The 21442-nt window shown below is 37.4% G+C and carries 24 protein-coding genes, 1 rRNA gene, 1 pseudogene and 2 other annotated features; all 26 genes and pseudogenes read left to right on the top strand.

Annotated features, from left to right (window positions below; translation table 11 throughout):
- Positions 1 to 82, top strand: a 5S ribosomal RNA gene (gene rrf / locus ACX5JI_RS25190); the annotation flags it as partial.
- A gap of 188 nt (positions 83 to 270) precedes the next feature.
- Positions 271 to 732, top strand: a complete 462-nt coding sequence (locus tag ACX5JI_RS25185; RefSeq protein WP_459503709.1) for a CtsR family transcriptional regulator — start codon at positions 271 to 273, stop codon at positions 730 to 732.
- 147 nt (positions 733 to 879) lie between these two features.
- Positions 880 to 1428: a protein-arginine kinase activator protein McsA gene (gene mcsA, locus ACX5JI_RS25180; RefSeq protein ID WP_459503707.1), complete on the top strand. Its 549-nt coding sequence runs from the start codon at positions 880 to 882 to the stop codon at positions 1426 to 1428.
- A gap of 4 nt (positions 1429 to 1432) precedes the next feature.
- Entirely contained in the window at positions 1433 to 2497 is a 1065-nt protein-coding gene (gene mcsB / locus ACX5JI_RS25175; RefSeq protein ID WP_459503706.1) for a protein-arginine kinase McsB, read from the top strand.
- A gap of 22 nt (positions 2498 to 2519) precedes the next feature.
- The gene (gene clpC / locus ACX5JI_RS25170; RefSeq protein WP_459503705.1) at positions 2520 to 4955 is read left to right on the top strand and encodes an ATP-dependent protease ATP-binding subunit ClpC; all 2436 of its coding nucleotides are present in this window, start codon (positions 2520 to 2522) and stop codon (positions 4953 to 4955) included.
- Between the two features lie 95 nt (positions 4956 to 5050).
- Complete coding sequence (gene radA / locus ACX5JI_RS25165) at positions 5051 to 6427, top strand: DNA repair protein RadA (protein WP_459503704.1); 1377 nt, start codon at positions 5051 to 5053, stop codon at positions 6425 to 6427.
- Between the two features lie 3 nt (positions 6428 to 6430).
- Positions 6431 to 7504, top strand: coding sequence for a DNA integrity scanning diadenylate cyclase DisA (gene disA, locus ACX5JI_RS25160; RefSeq protein ID WP_459503703.1), 1074 nt, complete (start codon positions 6431 to 6433; stop codon positions 7502 to 7504).
- 160 nt (positions 7505 to 7664) lie between these two features.
- Positions 7665 to 8783, top strand: a complete 1119-nt coding sequence (locus ACX5JI_RS25155) for a PIN/TRAM domain-containing protein (protein WP_459503702.1) — start codon at positions 7665 to 7667, stop codon at positions 8781 to 8783.
- Positions 8784 to 8799: 16 nt separating this feature from the next.
- Complete coding sequence (ispD, locus tag ACX5JI_RS25150; protein WP_459503701.1) at positions 8800 to 9483, top strand: 2-C-methyl-D-erythritol 4-phosphate cytidylyltransferase; 684 nt, start codon at positions 8800 to 8802, stop codon at positions 9481 to 9483.
- Between the two features lie 108 nt (positions 9484 to 9591).
- Positions 9592 to 10068 carry a 2-C-methyl-D-erythritol 2,4-cyclodiphosphate synthase gene (gene ispF / locus ACX5JI_RS25145; protein ID WP_459503700.1) on the top strand — a complete coding sequence of 159 codons (477 nt, stop codon included), beginning with the start codon at positions 9592 to 9594 and terminating at the stop codon, positions 10066 to 10068.
- 89 nt (positions 10069 to 10157) lie between these two features.
- Complete coding sequence (gene gltX, locus ACX5JI_RS25140) at positions 10158 to 11615, top strand: glutamate--tRNA ligase (RefSeq protein ID WP_459503699.1); 1458 nt, start codon at positions 10158 to 10160, stop codon at positions 11613 to 11615.
- 48 nt (positions 11616 to 11663) lie between these two features.
- Positions 11664 to 11910: a binding site (T-box leader), on the top strand.
- A gap of 146 nt (positions 11911 to 12056) precedes the next feature.
- Positions 12057 to 12722: a serine O-acetyltransferase gene (cysE, locus tag ACX5JI_RS25135; RefSeq protein ID WP_459503698.1), complete on the top strand. Its 666-nt coding sequence runs from the start codon at positions 12057 to 12059 to the stop codon at positions 12720 to 12722.
- Positions 12703 to 13309: pseudogene (locus tag ACX5JI_RS25130) on the top strand (class I tRNA ligase family protein); the annotation flags it as partial. The gene cysE and the pseudogene ACX5JI_RS25130, both read left to right, overlap by 20 nt.
- 1 nt (position 13310) lies before the next feature.
- The coding region (gene cysS / locus ACX5JI_RS25125) for a cysteine--tRNA ligase (RefSeq protein WP_459503697.1) at positions 13311 to 14318 on the top strand (1008 nt) is incomplete at its 5' end.
- A gap of 2 nt (positions 14319 to 14320) precedes the next feature.
- Complete coding sequence (locus tag ACX5JI_RS25120; RefSeq protein WP_459503695.1) at positions 14321 to 14728, top strand: Mini-ribonuclease 3; 408 nt, start codon at positions 14321 to 14323, stop codon at positions 14726 to 14728.
- A complete protein-coding gene (gene rlmB / locus ACX5JI_RS25115) occupies positions 14725 to 15468 on the top strand; it encodes a 23S rRNA (guanosine(2251)-2'-O)-methyltransferase RlmB (protein WP_459503694.1) in 744 nt (247 codons plus the stop codon). The genes ACX5JI_RS25120 and rlmB overlap by 4 nt, the downstream gene beginning before the upstream one ends.
- Positions 15469 to 15470: 2 nt before the next feature.
- Complete coding sequence (locus tag ACX5JI_RS25110; RefSeq protein ID WP_459503693.1) at positions 15471 to 15983, top strand: NYN domain-containing protein; 513 nt, start codon at positions 15471 to 15473, stop codon at positions 15981 to 15983.
- 67 nt (positions 15984 to 16050) lie between these two features.
- Positions 16051 to 16710: an RNA polymerase factor sigma-70 gene (locus tag ACX5JI_RS25105; RefSeq protein ID WP_459503691.1), complete on the top strand. Its 660-nt coding sequence runs from the start codon at positions 16051 to 16053 to the stop codon at positions 16708 to 16710.
- A gap of 128 nt (positions 16711 to 16838) precedes the next feature.
- The gene (gene rpmG, locus ACX5JI_RS25100) at positions 16839 to 16985 is read left to right on the top strand and encodes a 50S ribosomal protein L33 (RefSeq protein ID WP_002055487.1); all 147 of its coding nucleotides are present in this window, start codon (positions 16839 to 16841) and stop codon (positions 16983 to 16985) included.
- A gap of 32 nt (positions 16986 to 17017) precedes the next feature.
- The gene (secE, locus tag ACX5JI_RS25095) at positions 17018 to 17197 is read left to right on the top strand and encodes a preprotein translocase subunit SecE (RefSeq protein WP_026593156.1); all 180 of its coding nucleotides are present in this window, start codon (positions 17018 to 17020) and stop codon (positions 17195 to 17197) included.
- Positions 17198 to 17317: 120 nt separating this feature from the next.
- Positions 17318 to 17851, top strand: coding sequence for a transcription termination/antitermination protein NusG (nusG, locus tag ACX5JI_RS25090; RefSeq protein WP_000415795.1), 534 nt, complete (start codon positions 17318 to 17320; stop codon positions 17849 to 17851).
- A 168-nt stretch (positions 17852 to 18019) separates the two neighbouring features.
- Entirely contained in the window at positions 18020 to 18445 is a 426-nt protein-coding gene (gene rplK / locus ACX5JI_RS25085; protein WP_001085872.1) for a 50S ribosomal protein L11, read from the top strand.
- 181 nt (positions 18446 to 18626) lie between these two features.
- Positions 18627 to 19319, top strand: coding sequence for a 50S ribosomal protein L1 (gene rplA / locus ACX5JI_RS25080; RefSeq protein ID WP_459503689.1), 693 nt, complete (start codon positions 18627 to 18629; stop codon positions 19317 to 19319).
- 48 nt (positions 19320 to 19367) lie between these two features.
- Positions 19368 to 19511, top strand: a sequence feature (ribosomal protein L10 leader region).
- Positions 19512 to 19550: 39 nt separating this feature from the next.
- Positions 19551 to 20051 (top strand): 50S ribosomal protein L10, encoded by a 501-nt coding sequence (gene rplJ / locus ACX5JI_RS25075; RefSeq protein ID WP_459503688.1) that lies wholly within the window; start codon positions 19551 to 19553, stop codon positions 20049 to 20051.
- A gap of 67 nt (positions 20052 to 20118) precedes the next feature.
- Positions 20119 to 20478 (top strand): 50S ribosomal protein L7/L12, encoded by a 360-nt coding sequence (rplL, locus tag ACX5JI_RS25070; RefSeq protein WP_000159736.1) that lies wholly within the window; start codon positions 20119 to 20121, stop codon positions 20476 to 20478.
- 76 nt (positions 20479 to 20554) lie between these two features.
- The gene (locus ACX5JI_RS25065) at positions 20555 to 21154 is read left to right on the top strand and encodes a class I SAM-dependent methyltransferase (protein ID WP_459503686.1); all 600 of its coding nucleotides are present in this window, start codon (positions 20555 to 20557) and stop codon (positions 21152 to 21154) included.
- The last annotated feature ends 288 nt before the right edge of the window (positions 21155 to 21442 follow it).

Raw genomic sequence — 21442 nt, 5'->3', positions numbered from 1 at the left:
CCATACCGAACACGGAAGTTAAGCTCTCTAGCGCCGATGGTAGTTGGGACCTTGTCCCTGTGAGAGTAGGACGTCGCCAAGCAAATTAAAGACGAGTCAATTTGACTCGTCTTTTTTGTGTGTTTTTTTAACAAACTTAAATAATAAATTGAATGACTAAAGAACAAAAATTTTGGCTAGGATAGTGAAGAAGCAAAAGAGTTGCAAATTTTTGTAATACGTATATAATTAAAGTCAAAGATAGTCAAAGTCAATAAAGGTGGCGGATAAATGAGAAATATATCTGATATCATTGAGCAATATCTAAAGCAAGTTATTGACTTAAGTGGTAATAATGTGATTGAGATTAAGAGAAATGAGATTGCGGACCGATTTGATTGTGTTCCGTCTCAAATTAATTATGTCATCAATACTCGTTTTACGTTAGAAAGAGGATTTGTAGTTGAAAGTAAACGAGGCGGTGGAGGTTACATTCGCATTATCAAAGTCAAATTGCATGACGATATAGACATTATTGATCAAATGCTTCATATGATTGAGCATAGCATTGCACAAGGAAGTGCGGAAAGTATTATCATACGATTAGTGGAAGAGGATATTGTGACAAACAGGGAAGCAAAACTTATGCTGAGTGTATTAGATCGCTCCGTATTATTAATTGATTTACCTTTGCGAGATGAACTTAGGGCTCGAATATTATGCGCAATGTTAAGGACACTGAAATATAAATAAATACAGCTTTTGTTAAGAAATGTTTGAGCGCTAATTCATTTTATAGTGGTGCTTTTTACAAACGAGATTAAGTAAATAAAATAATCTAGTGACGTATAAAAAGTATCATGAGGTAGATCGTTCCTATTGTAAAGGTGGGGATATAAGATGACTTGTCAAAATTGTAATATAAGACCAGCAGCTTTACATTATACAAAAGTAATAAATGGACAAAAGGCGGAAGTTCATCTTTGTGAGCAATGTGCAGAGCAAAATGGCTATACGTCTTTCTTTCAATCCACGCAACCTAGTTTTTCCTTTCATGACTTATTAGCTGGATTACTACACGGAGAATCATCAATGTTTGAAAAACAAGAGGATAACTTTTCAGACACAGGAGTGTTACGATGTCCAGCTTGTAGTATGACATATGAACAATTTGTAAAAGTGGGTCGCTTTGGATGTACTTCGTGTTATGAGACATTTAAGGAACAAATAACACCAATGCTGAAGCGACTTCATGGTGGTCATACGCAACATTTTGGGAAAATTCCAAAGCGTATGGGAGGAAATATTCATCTGAAGAAAGAATTAGATGAACTAAAACTAAAATTAAATGAGTATGTGCAGAAAGAAGAATTTGAAGAAGCGGCTCATATTCGTGATCAAATTCGAAGTATTGTAAATCAGCTTAGTGGGCATAGAGAGGGGGAATAATCCTATGTCATTAGATCGTATTATGAATGAAGCAATTAGTCCATGGATGCAGGGAGATGGCCCTGATTCTGATATTGTTTTAAGTAGTCGTATTCGATTGGCTCGTAATTTAAAAGATTATCATTTCCCTATTATGCAGACAGAAGAAGAGGCTAAGCAGATTACTAATTTATTTCAAGGAAAAGTTGCAAACCGGAAAGTGAAATCCTTTGGGGATTTGGAACTATTAAAAATGAACGAACTAAATCCACTTCAGCGAAGGGTTTTAGTAGAAAAACATTTAATCAGTCCTAATCTTGCTGGAGCAGAATTTGGAGCTTGTTTACTATCGGAGGATGAACATATAAGTGTGATGCTTAATGAAGAAGATCATGTGAGAATTCAGTGTTTGTTCTCAGGGTTGCAACTATCAGAAGCGCTGCAAAGCGCAAACAAGATGGATAATTGGATGGAAGAAGCTGTTGAATATGCTTTTGATGAATCACTTGGTTATATTACAAGTTGTCCAACAAATGTTGGAACGGGGTTACGTGCTTCTGTAATGATACATTTACCAGCACTCGTTTTGACTAAACGAATAAATCGTATTATACAAGCAATTCAGCAATTAGGTTTAGTCGTAAGAGGAATACATGGTGAAGGTAGCGAAGCCTTAGGTAATATATTTCAAGTTTCTAATCAAATGACATTAGGAAAATCAGAAGAAGATATTCTAGCAGATCTAGAGGGTGTTGTTCATCAGCTTATACAACAAGAGAGAATAGCTCGAGAGTTGATTATGAAAAATTCAAGTATTGAACTTGAAGACCGAGTATATCGTTCTTACGGTGTACTGGCCAATAGTCGATTAATTCAATCGGCAGAAGCCGCTACTTGCCTGTCAGATATGCGGCTAGGCATTGATCTTGGTTATATAAAAAATATATCAAGAAATATTTTAACAGAGTTAATGGTATTAACTCAGCCAGGAATTTTACAGCAATATGCGGGTGGTCCTTTAAGTCCAGAAGAAAGGGATTATCGAAGAGCAACATTAATCCGTGAAAGACTACGAATTGAACAAAATTGAGCGCAAGTAGGAGGCGATTTCTATGATGTTTGGAAGATTTACAGAACGAGCACAGAAAGTATTAGCTTTATCTCAAGAAGAGGCAATTCGCATTGGGCATAATAATATTGGGACAGAACATATTTTACTTGGGCTTGTACGTGAGGGGGAAGGAATTGCAGCTAAGGCTTTAAGTGCCCTTGGGTTAAGTCCAGAAAAGGTACAAAAAGAAGTAGAGGCATTAATTGGTCGTGGAACAGAGGTATCTCAAACTGTTCATTATACACCACGTGCAAAAAAAGTCATTGAATTATCAATGGATGAAGCACGTAAGCTTGGTCATTCTTATGTTGGAACAGAACACATTTTATTAGGGCTGATTCGTGAAGGTGAAGGTGTTGCAGCACGTGTTTTAAATAATTTAGGTGTAAGTTTAAATAAAGCGAGACAACAAGTATTACAGCTTCTTGGAAGTAATGAAGCTACATCGGGTCATCAAGGTGGTGCTTCAACAAATGCGAATACACCAACACTAGATAGTTTAGCGCGTGATTTAACGGTTGTTGCACGCGAAGGGCGTTTAGATCCTGTTATTGGACGTAGCAAAGAGATTCAGCGTGTTATTGAAGTACTGAGCCGCAGAACGAAGAATAACCCAGTATTAATTGGGGAACCTGGGGTAGGTAAAACAGCAATTGCTGAAGGATTAGCCCAGCAAATTGTAAATAATGAGGTTCCAGAAACGTTACGTGATAAGCGTGTTATGACTTTAGATATGGGTACAGTTGTTGCTGGTACAAAATATCGAGGTGAATTTGAAGACCGTTTAAAGAAGGTGATGGATGAAATTCGACAAGCGGGTAATATTATCTTGTTTATTGACGAACTTCATACCTTAATTGGTGCAGGCGGTGCAGAAGGCGCGATTGATGCATCTAATATTTTAAAACCATCATTAGCACGAGGTGAATTACAGTGTATTGGGGCGACAACGTTAGATGAGTATCGTAAATATATTGAAAAAGATGCAGCGCTAGAAAGACGATTCCAACCAATTCACGTTGACGAACCAAGCTTAGACGAATCGATTCAAATTTTAAAAGGATTACGTGACCGTTACGAAGCGCACCACCGTGTTTCTATTACAGATGATGCAATTGATGCTTCTGTAAAGCTTTCAGATCGTTATATTACAGATCGTTTTTTACCGGATAAAGCAATTGACTTAATCGATGAAGCAGCGTCAAAAGTACGCTTACGTTCTTATACAACACCACCAAATTTAAAAGAACTTGAAGTAAAGCTCGAAGAAATTCGAAAAGAAAAGGATGCATCAGTACAAAGCCAAGAATTTGAAAAGGCAGCTTCTTTACGAGATATGGAACAACGTTTACGCGAAAAATTAGAAGATACAAAACGTCAGTGGAAAGAGCAGCAAGGAAAAGAAAACTCTGAAGTAACAGTAGAAGATATTGCAAGTGTTGTTTCTACGTGGACACGTATTCCAGTTGCTAAACTCGCACAGACAGAAACAAATAAATTATTGAATCTAGAATCTATTTTACACGATCGTGTAATTGGCCAAGATGAGGCTGTTGTTGCGGTAGCGAAAGCGGTTCGTCGTGCACGAGCAGGTTTAAAAGATCCGAAACGTCCAATTGGTTCATTTATTTTCCTAGGTCCTACTGGGGTAGGTAAAACTGAATTAGCAAGAGCGCTTGCAGAATCTATGTTCGGTGATGAAGATGCGATGATCCGGATTGATATGTCTGAGTACATGGAAAAACATTCTACTTCTCGTTTAGTTGGATCTCCTCCAGGATATGTTGGATACGAAGAAGGCGGTCAATTGACGGAAAAAGTTCGTCGTAAACCATATTCTGTTGTTTTATTAGATGAAGTAGAGAAGGCACATCCAGATGTATTTAATATTTTACTGCAAGTGTTAGAAGATGGTCGCTTAACAGATTCTAAAGGACGTACAGTTGATTTCCGTAATACAATTGTTATTATGACTTCTAACGTTGGTGCAGAGGCATTAAAACGTAATAAACACCTTGGCTTTAATGTACAAGATGAGAGCCGTGATTATTCGGATATGAAGGGTAAAGTAATGGAGGAGTTGAAAAAATCATTCCGTCCAGAATTCTTAAACCGTATTGATGAAATCATTGTGTTCCATATGCTTGAGAAAAAACATATTCAAGAAATTGTAATGCTTATGGTGAATCAATTAGTAAAACGTTTAAAAGAACAAGAGATTGAATTAGAACTAACAGGTGCAGCAATTGAAGCGATTGCTGATAAAGGATTTGATCGTGAGTATGGCGCTCGTCCACTTCGCCGAGCAATTCAAAAACATGTGGAAGATCGATTATCAGAAGAACTTCTAAAAGGAGTAATTGAGAAAGGGCAAAAAGTTGTCTTTGATGTTGAGGGAGAATCATTTGTCATTCGCAGTGCAGAAAAGGTAAAATAAGTGTAGACAAACGAAGAGGGCTAAATAATAGCCCTCTTTCTTGTACAAGAAGGATATATGTTTACATATGAAAGTGAAGTGAAATAAAAAACAAGATGGCTAAAAAGAAAACGAAATTTATATGTCAAGAATGTGGTTATCAGTCACCAAAATATATGGGAAAATGCCCTGGATGTGGACAATGGAATACGCTTGTTGAAGAGATGGAACAAGTGGTATCTTCGCGTCGTATCAACTATGCAAACGCAATTCAAACGGAAGTAACGAAGCCAAGACGTCTTACAGAAGTGGAAACAAAGTCAGAGGCACGAATTGAAACGAAATTTCAAGAATTTAATCGTGTACTCGGCGGAGGAATTGTTGATGGTTCTCTCGTACTTATTGGAGGAGACCCTGGAATCGGAAAATCAACTTTATTACTACAAATATCATCGCAATTAGCAGATTCTTCGTATGATGTATTGTATATATCTGGTGAAGAATCGGCAAAACAAATTAAACTTCGCGCAGATCGTCTACATGTAAATGGAAATAATTTATTTGTTGTTTCGGAAACAGATTTACAGAGAATTGCAGCACATATCGATGAAATGAACCCTTCCTTTGTTGTTATTGATTCTATTCAAACGATTTATTTACCAGAAGTAACCTCGGCACCAGGAAGTGTTTCGCAAGTACGTGAATGTACAGCGGAACTAATGAAGCTTGCAAAAACGAAAGGAATCCCAATTTTTATCGTAGGACATGTAACGAAAGAAGGTGCAATTGCAGGACCACGTATGTTAGAGCATATGGTGGATGCGGTTCTTTATTTTGAAGGAGATCGTCATCATACATATCGTATATTGCGAGCGGTAAAAAATCGTTTTGGTTCTACAAATGAAATGGGTATATTTGAAATGAAAGAATTAGGTCTTGCGGAGGTACTAAATCCTTCAGAGATTTTTCTAGAAGAAAGGCCGGTTGGAGTTGCTGGCTCGACGGTTGTTGCTTCTATGGAAGGAACAAGACCAGTCTTAGTAGAAATACAGGCATTAATTTCTCCTACTAGTTTTGGAAATCCAAGAAGAATGGCTACAGGTATTGATCATAACCGAGTATCGCTTATTATGGCTGTACTAGAAAAAAGAGCTGGATTATTATTGCAAAACCAAGATGCATATCTAAAGGTTGCTGGAGGGTTGCGATTGGATGAACCAGCAATTGATTTGGCGGTTGCTTTAAGTATTGCATCGAGTTTTCGAGATAAGCCAACTATGCCAACTGATGCAGTAATAGGAGAAGTTGGATTAACTGGAGAAGTAAGAAGGGTATCGAGAATTGAACAACGAGTACAAGAAGCGGCTAAATTAGGATTTCAACGTGCCATCATTCCACGAAAAAATTTAGGTGGCTGGACAATACCGGACGGGATTGAAGTAGTTGGTGTTTCTAATTTAGGAGAGGCGCTTCGTTTGACATTAGGAGGATAGGCTATGGAAGAAAACAAGCAACGTGTCAAAAGTATGATTAATATTTTGCAGCTTGTTGCACCAGGGACGCCTCTGCGGGAAGGAATTGATAATGTACTTCGCGCACAAACGGGAGGTTTGATCGTCCTTGGATACAATGATCAGATTAAAAGCATTGTTGATGGAGGATTTCACATTAATTGTGCATTTTCTCCAGCTAGTTTATACGAATTAGCAAAGATGGATGGAGCACTTATTTTAAATGAGACAGGAAGTAAAATTTTAATTGCAAATGCACAATTAGTTCCTGAGTCGTCTATTGATTCCATTGAAACAGGGATGCGTCATCGTACGGCAGAGCGTGTTGCGAAGCAAACAGGAAGCCTTGTAGTGGCCATTTCGCAGAGACGTAATGTAATTACACTATATCAAGGTAGTTTACGTTATACATTAAAAGATATAGGTGTTATTTTAACAAAGGCAAATCAAGCGATTCAAACTTTAGAAAAATATAAGGCAGTATGGAATGATGGTATTACAAATTTGGGTATTCTAGAATTTGAGGAAGTTGTTACGATGTCTGAAGTGGTTCATGTCTTACATAGCGTTGAAATGGTACTCCGTATTAAAAATGAAATTCTAAGTTATATTCATGAATTAGGGACAGAAGGTAGACTGATTCGTTTACAGCTTACTGAACTTTTGGCAGATTTGGAAGCAGAGGCAGCGTTATTAATTAAAGACTACTATCAAGAAAAGACGCAAGACCACTATCAAATTTTAAAAAAATTACAGGACCTTGCAAATGCGCAGCTTTTAGAAGATAGTGATTTGGTGAAGTTACTCGGGTACTCGGGACAAACAAGTTTAGAGGAAAGCATTACACCGAGAGGCTATCGGATCGCAAGTAAAATATCTCGGGTACCACCTCTTATTATTGAAAACTTAATAAACAGATTTAAAACTTTGCAAGGGGTTTGTCGAGCTACGATTAGTGAATTAGATGACGTGGAAGGAATTGGAGAAGTTCGGGCGAAAAAAATACGAGAAGGTTTAAAACGAATTCAAGAGCATTTATATATGAGTAGACACAATTAAGAATATTACATTGATTTCATAATATAACGACACTAACACATTTTTGGTATATGATATGGTATATTGGTAAATAAAACAATTTATGAAAAGACACGTCCGCTTTTGCATTCGGCGTTTTGATTAGCAAAACAATGGTTAATAATGAGTAGGAGGTGGTTGGATGTTAAAACGGATCGTACAGCTCTTCTTTTTAGTAATTGGAGGGGCTCTAGGGATTTATTTAATCCCTAAAGTTATTAATGTATTGGATATGGGTGCAGTTCCTTTACTTGAAGGCTCATATGTTCGTGCGATTATTGGTGCAATTATTTTATTTTTAACAACATTTTGGCTTGTAGATTATATTGTTCAGCTTATTAAACATATTGAAGAAGCCCTTGTAAAGGCGCCTGTAACAGATGTTTTATTTGGTACACTCGGGTTAATTTCAGGTCTAATTGTTGCATATTTAATATTGATACCAATTCGTGAATTTACAATCCCAGTCATTAGTACTGTATTACAAATTTTCTTTACACTTTTACTTGGTTACTTAGGATTCCAAGTAGGATTTAAAAAGAGAAATGAACTGTTAGGGTTATTCACACTACCACAGCGCGGTGGTAAAAAGAAAAATAATAATAATGAGAATGAAGAGGTTGGATCAGGAACGGGAGGAGAAGAATCTTCTGCTCACTGGAAAATTCTTGATACAAGTGTAATTATTGATGGGCGTATTGCTGATATTTGCCAAACGAAGTTTCTAGAAGGAACAATTGTGATTCCTCAATTTGTACTAGAAGAGTTGCAACACATTGCCGATTCTTCTGATGCATTAAAGCGCAATAGAGGACGGAGAGGGCTAGATATCTTAAATCGTATTCAAAAAGAGATGCCAATTCCGGTAGAGATTTATGAAGGCGATTTTGAAGATATTCAAGAAGTGGATAGCAAGCTTGTGAAGTTAGCGAAGATCACTGGTGGTACTGTTGTCACAAATGATTTTAATTTAAATAAAGTTTCTGAATTACAAGGAGTAACAGTTCTGAACATTAATGATTTAGCAAATGCAATTAAACCTGTTGTACTTCCAGGTGAAGAATTAAGCGTTTATGTTGTCAAAGATGGAAAAGAGCAAAATCAAGGTGTTGCTTATTTAGATGATGGTACGATGATTGTGGTAGAAGATGGACGAGAATATGTTGGTTCACAATTGAATGTGCTCGTTACGAGTGTATTACAAACATCTGCAGGTCGAATGATTTTTGCAAAGCGTAAATTATTAGAAAAAGCATTATAAGTAGAGGGTTATTAGCATGTATACATTAATTATTCCGGCTGCAGGCCAAGGAAAGCGAATGGGTGCTGGCAAAAATAAATTATTTTTACTTATTAATGAAGTTCCTATTATCGTGCATACATTACGTGCTTTTGAAAAAGATGAAGCATGTAAAAATATTATTATGGCAATTAATAAAGAAGATCGTCCGTACTTTGAAGAGTTAATGCAGAAATATCCGATTCAGAAACGTGTACACTTTATTCAAGGCGGGACTGAAAGACAAGATAGTGTGTATAATGCACTTAGACATGTGGAAGAAGCGGAATACGTTCTCGTTCATGATGGAGCACGTCCATTTGTAACGAATCAAATGATTCAGGGCGTATTGACTGCGGCAAAAGAGAAAGGTGCTTCTATTTGTGTAGTACCTGTTAAGGATACAGTAAAAAGAGTAGAACGAGATAGCGTTGTTGAAACGGTTGAACGTTCTCAGCTTAGAGCAGTTCAAACACCACAAGGATTTTCTGTTCCGCTTTTATTAGAGGCACATCGAAGTGCAAAACAAGGATGTTTCCTCGGTACGGATGATGCAAGTCTTGTAGAGCGCATAGGGAAAGAAGTAGGCGTAGTAGAAGGGAGTTATTACAATATTAAAGTAACAACTCCAGAAGATTTATTAATTGCTGAAAGTTTCTTGCGTGTTCAGAAGGAACGATAGTGATGGTATAATATTAAGAAAAGCTCGGTAACTACCGGGCTTTTCTTAATAGATTCATCGACAGAGCAGGTCATGGGTTTCAGTAGTTTAGCTTGAGGAGGATATAAAATGTTTCGAATCGGACAAGGTTTTGATGTACACGAATTTGCAGAAGATAGACCGTTAATTATTGGTGGAATTACGATTCCACATGAAAAAGGGTTATTAGGTCACTCAGACGCAGATGTACTTTTACATACAATTGCTGATGCATGTTTAGGAGCAATTGCAGCAGGTGACATCGGAAAACATTTTCCAGATACAGATCCTGCCTTTAAAGATGCAGATTCAGCTGTGTTATTGCAGAAAGTTTGGGAATTTGTGCGTAATAAAGGGTATGAGTTAGGGAATTTAGATTGTACAATTATTGCACAGAAGCCTAAGATGGCACCACATATTGAAAGTATGCGTAAGCGTATTAGTGAGTTATTAGAAACTTCTATAGACAATATTAATGTGAAAGCAACAACAACTGAAAAATTAGGATTTACAGGAAGAGAAGAAGGGATTGCTTCTCAAGCTGTTGTATTATTGCAGAAAAAATAGTTGTTTTTAATTCGTAAGATGGATAATCATATTTTTTTGGTGTACAATTATAGAATGTGTTGACATTAAGAATGGAAGGTGTACCAATTATGGAAAAGCAAGTGAGAGTACGCTATGCGCCAAGTCCAACAGGACACTTACATATCGGAAATGCGCGTACGGCATTATTTAATTATTTATTCGCTCGTCATCAAGATGGCAAGTTTATTATTCGTATTGAAGATACTGATGTAAAACGTAACGTTGCTGGTGGTGAAGAAAGCCAATTAAAATACTTGAAATGGCTCGGTATGGACTGGGATGAAGGTGTTGATGTTGGTGGTGAATATGGACCATATCGTCAAACAGAACGTTTAGATATTTATAAAAAGTTATATGAAGATTTACTAGAGCGTGGTTTAGCTTACAAATGCTACATGACAGAAGAAGAATTAGAAGCAGAGCGTGAAGGGCAAATTGCTCGTGGTGAAACACCTCGTTATGCAGGTAACCACCGTGATTTAACAGAAGAACAAATCAAGCAATTTGAAGCGGAAGGCCGTATTCCAAGCATTCGCTTCCGTGTACCGACTGATCGCGACTACACATTTAAAGATATCGTAAAAGATGAAGTTGCTTTCCACTCAAATGATTTTGGTGATTTCGTTATTGTGAAAAAAGATGGTATTCCAACGTATAATTTTGCGGTAGCAGTAGATGATCATTTAATGGAAATTACACATGTACTTCGTGGTGATGACCATATCTCTAACACGCCGAAACAAATGATGATTTATGAAGCGTTTGGATGGGATATCCCGCAGTTTGGTCATATGACTTTAATTGTAAATGAAAGCCGTAAAAAGTTAAGTAAACGCGATGAATCTATTATTCAATTTATTGAGCAATATAAAGAGCTTGGTTATCTTCCAGAAGCAATCTTTAACTTTATCGCATTACTAGGTTGGTCGCCAGTAGGAGAAGAAGAAGTCTTCTCTAAAGATGAATTTATTGAAATGTTTGATGCAGCTCGTTTATCAAAATCACCTGCATTATTCGATTCTCAAAAACTAAAGTGGATGAACAATCAATATATGAAAAAGCAAGATTTAGATGCTGTTGTTGCATTGAGCTTACCGCATTTAGTGAAAGCTGGTCGCGTAGGTGAAAACTTAAGTGAACAAGAGCAAGCTTGGGTTCGTGATGTAATTGCTTTATACCATGAGCAAATGAGCTTTGGAGCTGAAATTGTAGAGCTTTCCGAAATGTTCTTCAAAGATCATGTAGATTATGAAGAAGAAGGACAAGAAGTACTAAAAGGTGAACAAGTACCTGAAGTGCTTCGTGCATTTGCAGCAGAATTAGAAGCTTTAGAGGAAATGGAGCCAGCGGCAGTTAAGAAGGCTATTAAGGCGGTTCAAAAGGAAACGGGACATAAAGGTAAAAACTTATTTATGCCAATTCGTGTTGCAACTACTGGACAAACACATGGTCCAGAACTTCCAAATGCAATTGCACTTCTTGGGAAAGAAAAAGTTTTAAATCGTATTTGTAAAGTAATCGGTTAACATTTGCTGAATTTAGCCATATAATAAAAATACTTAAAAACCTAATAAGGAAAAGCGACGAGAAGGAGAAGTAGACAATCAGGCTTTTTACAGAGAGAACCACCTTTGGGCTGGAAGTGGTTTATAAGCGGGTTGTTGAAATGCCCCTTCGAGTCTTCTGCTGAACAACGAAGAGTTTCGGGAAATGTCTAAGACGCAAAGTAAGCAGGGGCGGTATAAACCGTTATCATGGATGAGTTTGAGGTTTTATTTAAGCCTAAACAGAGTGGAACCGCGCTTATAAGGCGTCTCTGTCAATTTGACAGAGGCGTCTTTTTTATACCATGGAAAAGGTATAATATAAGTTTTTGTACAGATTGATAAAGATCAGGTAACAAGTAATGGAGTTAGTGATAAATCGGTTTACTCGGAAAAGTAGCCCATAAAGGGGAGGGGACATCGATGTTTAAGAGGCTTCGAGAAGATATTGAAGTCGTTTTTGAACAAGATCCAGCGGCACGAAGTTATTTCGAAGTCATTTTAACTTACTCTGGATTACATGCAGTTTGGGCACATCGAATTGCACATGCCTTTTATAAACGGAATTTTTTCTTTTTTGCACGTTGGATTTCACAAGTTGGTCGTTTTTTTACTGGGATTGAAATCCATCCGGGTGCTACAATTGGTCGTCGTTTTTTTATTGACCACGGTATGGGAGTTGTCATTGGGGAGACGTGTGAAATTGGCGACAACGTAACAATTTATCAAGGTGTTACATTAGGTGGTACAGGGAAAGAAAAAGGAAAGAGGCATCCCACAATTCAAGATAATGTACTGATTGCAACTGGTGCAAAAGTACTCGGATCCATTACAGTTGGGGAGAATTCTAAAATTGGTGCAGGATCTGTTGTGTTGAAAGAGGTTCCGGCACATTCAACAGTTGTAGGTATACCTGGTCGCGTCGTAATTCAAAATGGAGTAAAGATAGGTCAGGAATTGAATCATTCAGATCTTCCAGATCCGATTTTTGATAAATTGAAAGTGATGGAAGTCGAGATAGAGAAGTTAAAAAAGCAACTTGAAGTAAAAGTGGAAAGGAAGGATAAAAATGACTATTCACATTTATAATACATTAACGCGTCAAAAAGAGGAATTTGTTCCTTTAGAAGAAAATAAGGTGAAGATGTATGTATGCGGACCGACAGTGTACAACTATATTCATATTGGAAATGCAAGACCACCTATGGTATTTGATACGGTGCGCAGATACTTAGAATATAAAGGGTATGATGTACAATATGTTTCTAATTTTACAGATGTAGATGATAAGTTAATCAAGGCAGCAAATGAGTTAGGAGAGGACGTTCCAACAATTGCAGACCGTTTTGTTGCAGCGTACTTTGAAGATGTAACTGCATTAGGTTGCAAACATGCAACAGTTCATCCCCGTGTAACAGAAAATATGGATATCATTATTGAGTTTATTGAGGAACTTGTGAAAAAAGGATATGCATATGAATCTGAAGGTGATGTTTATTACAAAACAAAGGAATTCGAAGGGTACGGAAAATTATCTCATCAACCGATTGCAGACTTACGTCATGGTGCACGTATTGAAGTTGGAGAAAAGAAACAAGACCCACTTGATTTCGCTTTATGGAAAGCGGCGAAAGAAGGAGAAATTTTCTGGGAGAGCCCTTGGGGGAAAGGTCGTCNAAAAAAGGATATGCATATGAATCTGAAGGTGATGTTTATTACAAAACAAAGGAATTCGAAGGGTACGGAAAATTATCTCATCAACCGATTGCAGACTTACGTCATGGTGCACGTATTGAAGTTGGAGAAAAGAAACAAGACCCACTTGATTTCGCTTTATGGAAAGCGGCGAAAGAAGGAGAAATTTTCTGGGAGAGCCCTTGGGGGAAAGGTCGTCCAGGATGGCATATTGAATGCTCTGCAATGGCGCGTAAATATTTAGGTGATACAATTGATATTCATGCCGGTGGTCAAGATCTCGCGTTCCCTCATCATGAAAATGAGATTGCTCAATCAGAGGCGTTGACAGGGAAAACATTTGCACGTTACTGGATGCATAATGGATATATTAATATTAATAATGAAAAAATGTCTAAATCATTAGGGAACTTCATTTTAGTTCATGACATTATTAAACAATATAACCCGCAGCTAATCCGTTTCTTTATGCTATCTGTACATTACCGTCATCCAATTAACTTTAGTGAAGAATTACTACAGAGTACAAATAATGGATTAGAGCGAATTAAAACAGCTTACGGCAACTTAAAACATCGTATAGAAAGTAGTACAGATTTAACAGACCATAATGAAAAATGGTTAGCTGAAATAGAAAAATTCCAGCTGGCATTTGAAGAAGCGATGAACGATGACTTCAATACAGCGAATGCGATAACTGAGTTATATAACTTAGCAAACCATGCAAATCAATACTTATTGGAAGAACATACATCAACAGTTGTAATTAAGGCTTATGTAGAACAGTTTGAAACACTATTTAGTATTTTAGGTTTAGAATTAACGAAAGAAGAATTACTTGATGAAGAGATTGAGGCATTAATTCAAAAACGTATTGAAGCTCGTAAAAACCGTGACTTTGCATTGTCTGATCAAATTCGTGATGATTTAAAGGAGCGTAATATTATTTTAGAAGATACCGCTCAAGGTACAAGATGGAAAAGAGGGTAAGCATGATTGATGCAAAGCAATTAAACAGCTTAGCGTTAGCATATATGGGTGATGCGGTATACGAACAGTATATCCGCTATCACCTCCTTCAAAAGGGAACGGTTCGTCCCAACAAATTACATCATTTAGGGACAAGCTTTGTTTCGGCGAAAGCACAGGCGAAAGTTGTTTATCATTTATTGGAAATAGAGTTTTTGTCAGAAGAAGAAGAAGCGGTCTTAAGAAGAGGGCGTAACGCAAATTCGGGTTCTGTTCCTAAAAACACGGATGTGCAAACATATCGATATAGCACAGCTTTTGAGGCACTGCTTGGTTATCATTATTTATTGAACAATCACCAGAGATTAGAAGAAATTATATATAAGGCAATTGATGTTTTAGAAGTACAGGAAGGGGGCACAACATCATGAGTAGTGAATACATTATCGGACGTAACCCTGTAATTGAAGCGTTACGATCAGGACGAGATATTAATAAAATTTGGATTGCAGAAGGTGCTGCGAAAGGACAGGTCCAAATTGTATTAGCGTTAGCGAAAGAGAATAAAATTATTTTGCAGCATGCACCAAAGAAAAAATTAGATCAACTTGTTGAAGGAAACCATCAGGGGGTAATTGCACAAGTAGCGGCATATCAATATGCAGAATTAGAGGACCTATTCGAGGTTGCTGCAAAGCGTAACGAAGAGCCGTTCTTCTTAATTTTGGATGAAATTGAAGATCCGCATAACTTAGGATCTATTATGCGTACGGCAGATGCGACTGGAGCTCATGGAATCATTATTCCGAAAAGAAGAGCTGTTGGACTGACGGCATCTGTTGCAAAAGCGTCAACAGGAGCAATTGAATATATTCCTGTTGCACGTGTAACAAACTTATCTCGTACAATTGATGAATTGAAGGAGCGTGGCCTTTGGATCGCGGGTACAGATGCAAAAGGGAAAACAGATTACCGTAATCTAGATGGAAGTATGCCAATCGGGCTAGTAATTGGTAGTGAAGGAAAAGGTATGAGCCGTATTATTGGTGAAAAATGTGATTTCCTAATTACTTTACCGATGGTTGGTAAAGTGACATCCTTAAATGCTTCAGTAGCAGCTAGTTTGTTAATGTATGAGGTATATCGCAAACGTTATCAGATTGGCAAGTAGAAATGAACGATCTTTTAATCGTTGATGGTTACAACATTATTGGGGCTTGGAAAGACTTGAAAACATTGAGGGATGTAGATTTACAGGCATCAAGAGATGCGCTTATTGACAAGATGGCGGATTATCAAGGGTATACAGGAACACGGGTAATGATTGTGTTTGATGCTTATACGGTTCAAGGTATTGAGAAGAAGATGAAGCAATCGCGTGTTGAAGTAATTTTCACAAGGAAAAATCAAACTGCTGATGAAAAAATTGAACAACTCGCGATTGAACTTCGCAACATTAATACGCAAATTTATGTTGCGACTTCTGATTATACGGAGCAGTGGGTGATTTTTGCCCAAGGAGCGCTTAGGAAATCGGCGCGTGAATTAGAAATAGAAGTACAGGCGATGGAACAGCAAGTTCGTCATCGAACGCAAGAGATAAAAGAGAAGCGACCGGCTATGCGAACTATATTTAGTAAAGATATCACAGAAAAATTAGAAAAATTAAGACGGGGAGAGCGTTGAATCATTGACGCTCTTTACGTAATTACTGTATAATATTGCTAAATAAATAGCGGTCGGGGGGATCAGAGTGGAAACAGGCTTCGTAAGTGTGGACGACGTTACATTCCGTGATTTAGAGGATGAGGCAATAGTTGAGTTAGTTCGAAAAGGTAATATTGATGCTCTTGAGTATTTAATTCACAAGTATAAGAACTTTGTTCGCGCAAAATCAAGATCGTATTTTTTAGTAGGTGCTGATCGAGAAGATATCGTTCAAGAAGGTATGATTGGTTTATTTAAAGCCATTCGTGATTATAAAGAGGACAAGTTATCTTCTTTTAAAGCATTTGCTGAATTATGTATTACTCGTCAAATTATTACTGCTATTAAGACAGCAACGAGACAAAAACACATTCCTTTAAACTCGTATGTTTCTTTGGATAAACCGATATATGACGAGGAATCTGATCGGACGCTATTAGATGTTATTTCAGAAGCAAAGGTGACTGATCCTGAAGAAATGATTATTAGTCAAGAAGAATATAGCGACATAGAACTTAAAATATCTGAATTATTAAGCGATTTAGAAAGGAAAGTTCTTTCTTTATATTTAGATGGTCGCTCTTATCAAGAAATCTCAGAGCAGTTAAATAGGCATGTAAAGTCCATTGATAATGCCTTGCAACGCGTGAAAAGAAAGCTTGAACGGTATATGGAGATGAGAGAGAATACAACTTTAAACTCATAGAGTATGTCGCAGGGGGAAAATAATTCTCCTGCTTTCTTTTTACTGTGAGCAGGCGGCACGTCATTGACATTGTCTTTTATTGTATGATACATTTTTATGGACATAATGTTGCAAGGCTGGTGTAACAAATGAGGAAAAAAGTTGTACTCTCATGTGAAGAGTGTAAGAACCGAAACTACTCTACAATGAAAGATACGAGCTCAGTAGAGCGACTTGAGATAAAGAAATTTTGTAAAACATGCAATATGCATACAGTTCATAAGGAAACAAAATAAATAATTGAAACAATACACTGGAGGTCCCGTAAATGCGTTTGACGAACTTTTTTGGCGATGTAGGTCGCGAAATGAAAAAAGTAAGTTGGCCCAAGAAAGATGAATTACTTCGTTCAACAGCTACTGTTATTGCGACAGTTGTATTTTTTGCAGTTTTCTTTGCAGTAGTTGATATGGGTATTTCTTCTTTAATTCGGTTAATTCTTGAATAAGAAGCACTTATCCATGATATAATGTTATTTATACGAACTGTGTAAAAGCCCGATGAACGGGTTTTTTCATTTGCACAAAAAAATGTACGTCAGGGAGGGAAGGACGCTCGTCCTAAATGAATGGAAAAAAGTTGGTATGTTGTCCATACTTATTCTGGATATGAAAATAAAGTAAAAGCAAACCTAGAGAAGCGTGTAGAATCAATGGGGATGCAAGATAAAATTTTCCGTGTTGTTGTTCCGGAAGAAGTAGAAGTAGAAATGAAAAACGGAAAAGAAAAATTAACAAAGAGAAAAGTGTTCCCAGGTTATGTATTAGTTGAACTAATTATGACTGATGATTCTTGGTATGTTGTTCGTAATACGCCAGGTGTAACAGGTTTTGTTGGATCTTCTGGATCGGGTTCAAAACCATCTCCTTTATTGGAAGAGGAAGTTGTTACCATTATGAAACATATGGGCATGGACAATGAAGTGGTTGATTTCGACTTTGAACTTCATGAAACAGTACGTGTAAATGAAGGACCATTCGCGAACTATACAGGTGCAATCGAAGAAATTGATATGGAAAAACAAAAAGTGAGAGTGCTTGTAGATATGTTTGGTCGTGAAACGCCGGTCGAGCTCGATTTCCATCAAATTGAAAAATTATAAAATGAAACTTGAAATGAACTGTAAAAAGTGATAATATCTTTTAAGTCAGTACGTCTTCGGAAACGGAGACGTTTTTTGAAAAAGATTTTATCGTTACAGATAAAATAGAAGTGGGAGGGCAAATCACTGCCCAATTGACCACATCACGGACTTAAGGAGGTGTGTCTCGTGGCTAAAAAGGTAATTAAAATGGTAAAACTTCAAATTCCTGCAGGTAAAGCTAACCCAGCTCCACCAGTTGGTCCAGCATTAGGACAAGCGGGTGTTAACATCATGGGCTTCTGTAAAGAGTTCAACGCTCGTACAGCAGATCAAGCTGGTCTTATCATTCCTGTTGAAATTACGGTATTCGAAGACCGTTCATTCACTTTTATTACTAAAACTCCTCCTGCTGCTGTTCTTCTTAAGAAAGTAGCTGGTATTGAGTCTGGTTCTGGTGAACCAAACCGTAATAAAGTGGCAACTGTTAAGCGTGATAAAGTTCGCGAAATCGCTGAAACTAAAATGCCTGACCTAAACGCTGCTAGCGTAGAAGCTGCAATGCGTATGGTTGAAGGTACTGCACGCAGTATGGGCATCGTTATCGAAGACTAATTCGATTTGTTTTTTTGTAAAAAAGGTTGCGGGTCTGGAATTCCAATTCGCAACCTTTATTATCGTAAATGAGTATCGTTTTTAAATAAAAGGATGGGCGCACATCCTCGGGGGTTCCCGGAATGAAGGCGTAAACGTGGGAGGTTATTCCGCTAAAACCACATTCAAGGAGGAAATAAACATGGCTAAAAGAGGTAAAAAGTACGTAGAAGCTGCGAAGCTTGTTGATCGTGCAGCTGCTTACTCTGCAACAGAAGCAGTAGAATTAGTAAAGAAAACAAATACAGCTAAATTTGATGCAACTGTAGAAGCTGCATTCCGTTTAGGTGTTGATCCTAAGAAAGCTGACCAACAAATTCGTGGTGCAGTTGTTCTTCCACACGGTACTGGTAAAGTACAACGTGTATTAGTATTCGCTAAAGGCGAAAAAGCAAAAGAAGCTGAAGCTGCTGGCGCTGACTTCGTAGGCGATGCTGATTACATCGGTAAAATCCAACAAGGTTGGTTTGATTTTGATGTAGTAGTAGCAACTCCTGACATGATGGGTGAAGTTGGTAAACTTGGTCGTGTATTAGGACCTAAAGGTTTAATGCCAAACCCTAAAACTGGAACAGTTACTTTCGATGTAACTAAAGCTGTTAACGAAATCAAAGCTGGTAAAGTTGAATACCGCGTTGATAAAGCTGGTAACATCCACGTTCCAATCGGTAAAGTATCTTTCGAAGATGCAAAACTAGTAGAAAACTTCAAAACAATTGCTGACACGCTATTAAAAGCTAAACCAGCTGCTGCAAAAGGAACTTACATGAAGAACGCAACTGTTGCTTCTACAATGGGTCCTGGCGTACGTGTAGAGATTTCTACAATCGCGTAAAAATTGGAAGTTGACTTCATAAAGAAGTTTTAATATAATCATTTATGTTGTAATTTAAATAGTGTACCGTAGACAGTAGGTGTCAACTTGACTTAATTTCCTACCTAGGTGTTAATATACGAAGCGGAATTTTTTCTGTGACTATATGCCTCCATGTCTACAAGTTGGGCATGGAGGTTTTTAGTGCACTTTCGGTACATCTTCTATATAATCTACAGGAGGTGTAATAACATGAGCAAAGTAATCGAAACTAAACAACAAGTTGTAACTGAAATCGCTGAAAAACTTCGCGAAAGTAAATCTACAATCGTTGTTGACTATCGTGGTTTAACAGTTTCTGAAGCAACAGAATTACGTAAAAACTTACGTGAAGCTGGCGTTGAGTTCAAAGTTTACAAAAACTCTTTAACTCGTCGTGCTGCAGAGGCTGCTGAAATGGCTGAGTTAAACGAATTCTTAACAGGACCAAACGCAATCGCGTTCAGTAACGAGGATGTAGTTGCTCCTGCGAAAGTATTAAACGACTTCGCTAAAGATCATGAAGCTTTAGAAATTAAAGCTGGCGTAATCGAAGGTAAACTTGTAACACTTGATGAGGTTAAAGCTATCGCTACTCTTCCATCACGTGAAGGCTTACTTTCTATGCTTCTTAGCGTTCTTCAAGCTCCAATCCGTAACCTTGCACTTGCTACTAAAGCAGTTGCAGATCAAAAGGAAGAGCAAGGCGCTTAATTTTTTAAAAGATAATTATGTGTTATCGATAAAACAATACAAACCTATTTAAGGGAGGATATTTACAATGACTAAAGAACAAATCATTGAAGCAGTTAAATCTATGACTGTATTAGAACTTAACGACTTAGTAAAAGCTATCGAGGAAGAATTCGGCGTAACTGCTGCTGCTCCTGTAGCTGTAGCTGGTGGCGCTGGTGAAGCTGCTGCTGAGAAAACTGAATTTGATGTGGAACTAACTAGCGCTGGTGCACAAAAAATCAAAGTTATCAAAGTTGTTCGTGAAATCACTGGTCTTGGCTTAAAAGAAGCTAAAGAATTAGTTGACAACACTCCAAAAGTAATCAAAGAAGCTGCTGCTAAAGAAGAAGCTGAAGAAATCAAAGCTAAACTTGAAGAAGTTGGCGCTGCTGTAGAAGTTAAGTAATTAACTTTTGATGCTTTAAAAAAAGCTCGCTCTCATGCGAGCTTTTTTTTTAACTGTAAAGAAAAGAGGTGGCCATATGGCAGACCATTATTTTTCTAACGACCCTTCTAGTAAAAGTGATCGTAAACGATGGGAATATACATTGCGAGGATCGCAATTTGTTTTTTTATCTGACCATGGGGTGTTTTCGAAAAACGAGGTGGACTTTGGTTCTCGTCTTTTAATTGAAGCGTTTCAAATGCCGGATATTAAAGGTGATGTATTAGATGTTGGTTGTGGGTACGGTCCGATCGGCTTGTCGTTAGCGAAAGAGTTTAAAGACCGTGCTGTTCACATGGTGGATGTGAATGAAAGGGCACTTGAACTTGCGAAAGAAAATGCCGCTAATAACAAGGTTGAAAATGTTCGTATTTATCAAAGTAGTGTCTATGAAAATGTGAATGGCAAGTACGCCGCCATTCTATCTAATCCTCCGATCCGTGCTGGTAAACATATCGTGCATGAAATTTTGGAAAATGCTGCTCATCATCTAGTTTCAGATGGAGAGCTTTGGATCGTTATTCAGAAGAAACAAGGTGCACCATCTGCATTGAAGAAACTAGAAGAAACATTTTCCGAAGTTGAAGTTGTAGAAAAGAAAAAAGGATATTATATCATAAAATCAAAAAAACGTTGACGGTTATTTTTGGCTATGTTAACATTATACAATGCCAATATATGATTTTCTGCGTTGAGAAAAGATGTATATTTTTGTTTCTCTTGGAAAAGATAGTAAAATCAGCAGATTATGAAACAGAATGATGGTTTTCTTATAGAAGCCATTTTTCTTTTTTGAGCAGGTAGAAAGACTCAACGTATCTATCTTTGAGAGAAAAAAGCTACGCTAAAGGCGTTAGCTGTATTTATTTGTGATTTTGCACAAATTTTTTTGTGCATTTATAATACTCATGATTTGAGGGGTGAA

The sequence above is a fragment of the Bacillus sp. C1 genome, assembly GCF_054570475.1.
This window is presented reverse-complemented; position numbering and strand designations above follow the sequence as displayed.

What these genes read in the sequence shown, in the direction of transcription:
- ACX5JI_RS25185 (WP_459503709.1), top strand. Translation starts at nt 271, where the DNA reads ATGAGAAATATATCTGATATCATTGAGCAATATCTAAAGCAAGTTATT.
- mcsA (WP_459503707.1), top strand. Translation starts at nt 880, where the DNA reads ATGACTTGTCAAAATTGTAATATAAGACCAGCAGCTTTACATTATACA.
- mcsB (WP_459503706.1), top strand. Translation starts at nt 1,433, where the DNA reads ATGTCATTAGATCGTATTATGAATGAAGCAATTAGTCCATGGATGCAG.
- clpC (WP_459503705.1), top strand. Translation starts at nt 2,520, where the DNA reads ATGATGTTTGGAAGATTTACAGAACGAGCACAGAAAGTATTAGCTTTA.
- radA (WP_459503704.1), top strand. Translation starts at nt 5,051, where the DNA reads ATGGCTAAAAAGAAAACGAAATTTATATGTCAAGAATGTGGTTATCAG.
- disA (WP_459503703.1), top strand. Translation starts at nt 6,431, where the DNA reads ATGGAAGAAAACAAGCAACGTGTCAAAAGTATGATTAATATTTTGCAG.
- ACX5JI_RS25155 (WP_459503702.1), top strand. Translation starts at nt 7,665, where the DNA reads ATGTTAAAACGGATCGTACAGCTCTTCTTTTTAGTAATTGGAGGGGCT.
- ispD (WP_459503701.1), top strand. Translation starts at nt 8,800, where the DNA reads ATGTATACATTAATTATTCCGGCTGCAGGCCAAGGAAAGCGAATGGGT.
- ispF (WP_459503700.1), top strand. Translation starts at nt 9,592, where the DNA reads ATGTTTCGAATCGGACAAGGTTTTGATGTACACGAATTTGCAGAAGAT.
- gltX (WP_459503699.1), top strand. Translation starts at nt 10,158, where the DNA reads ATGGAAAAGCAAGTGAGAGTACGCTATGCGCCAAGTCCAACAGGACAC.
- cysE (WP_459503698.1), top strand. Translation starts at nt 12,057, where the DNA reads ATGTTTAAGAGGCTTCGAGAAGATATTGAAGTCGTTTTTGAACAAGAT.
- ACX5JI_RS25120 (WP_459503695.1), top strand. Translation starts at nt 14,321, where the DNA reads ATGATTGATGCAAAGCAATTAAACAGCTTAGCGTTAGCATATATGGGT.
- rlmB (WP_459503694.1), top strand. Translation starts at nt 14,725, where the DNA reads ATGAGTAGTGAATACATTATCGGACGTAACCCTGTAATTGAAGCGTTA.
- ACX5JI_RS25110 (WP_459503693.1), top strand. Translation starts at nt 15,471, where the DNA reads ATGAACGATCTTTTAATCGTTGATGGTTACAACATTATTGGGGCTTGG.
- rpmG (WP_002055487.1), top strand. Translation starts at nt 16,839, where the DNA reads ATGAGGAAAAAAGTTGTACTCTCATGTGAAGAGTGTAAGAACCGAAAC.
- secE (WP_026593156.1), top strand. Translation starts at nt 17,018, where the DNA reads ATGCGTTTGACGAACTTTTTTGGCGATGTAGGTCGCGAAATGAAAAAA.
- nusG (WP_000415795.1), top strand. Translation starts at nt 17,318, where the DNA reads ATGGAAAAAAGTTGGTATGTTGTCCATACTTATTCTGGATATGAAAAT.
- rplA (WP_459503689.1), top strand. Translation starts at nt 18,627, where the DNA reads ATGGCTAAAAGAGGTAAAAAGTACGTAGAAGCTGCGAAGCTTGTTGAT.
- rplJ (WP_459503688.1), top strand. Translation starts at nt 19,551, where the DNA reads ATGAGCAAAGTAATCGAAACTAAACAACAAGTTGTAACTGAAATCGCT.
- rplL (WP_000159736.1), top strand. Translation starts at nt 20,119, where the DNA reads ATGACTAAAGAACAAATCATTGAAGCAGTTAAATCTATGACTGTATTA.
- ACX5JI_RS25065 (WP_459503686.1), top strand. Translation starts at nt 20,555, where the DNA reads ATGGCAGACCATTATTTTTCTAACGACCCTTCTAGTAAAAGTGATCGT.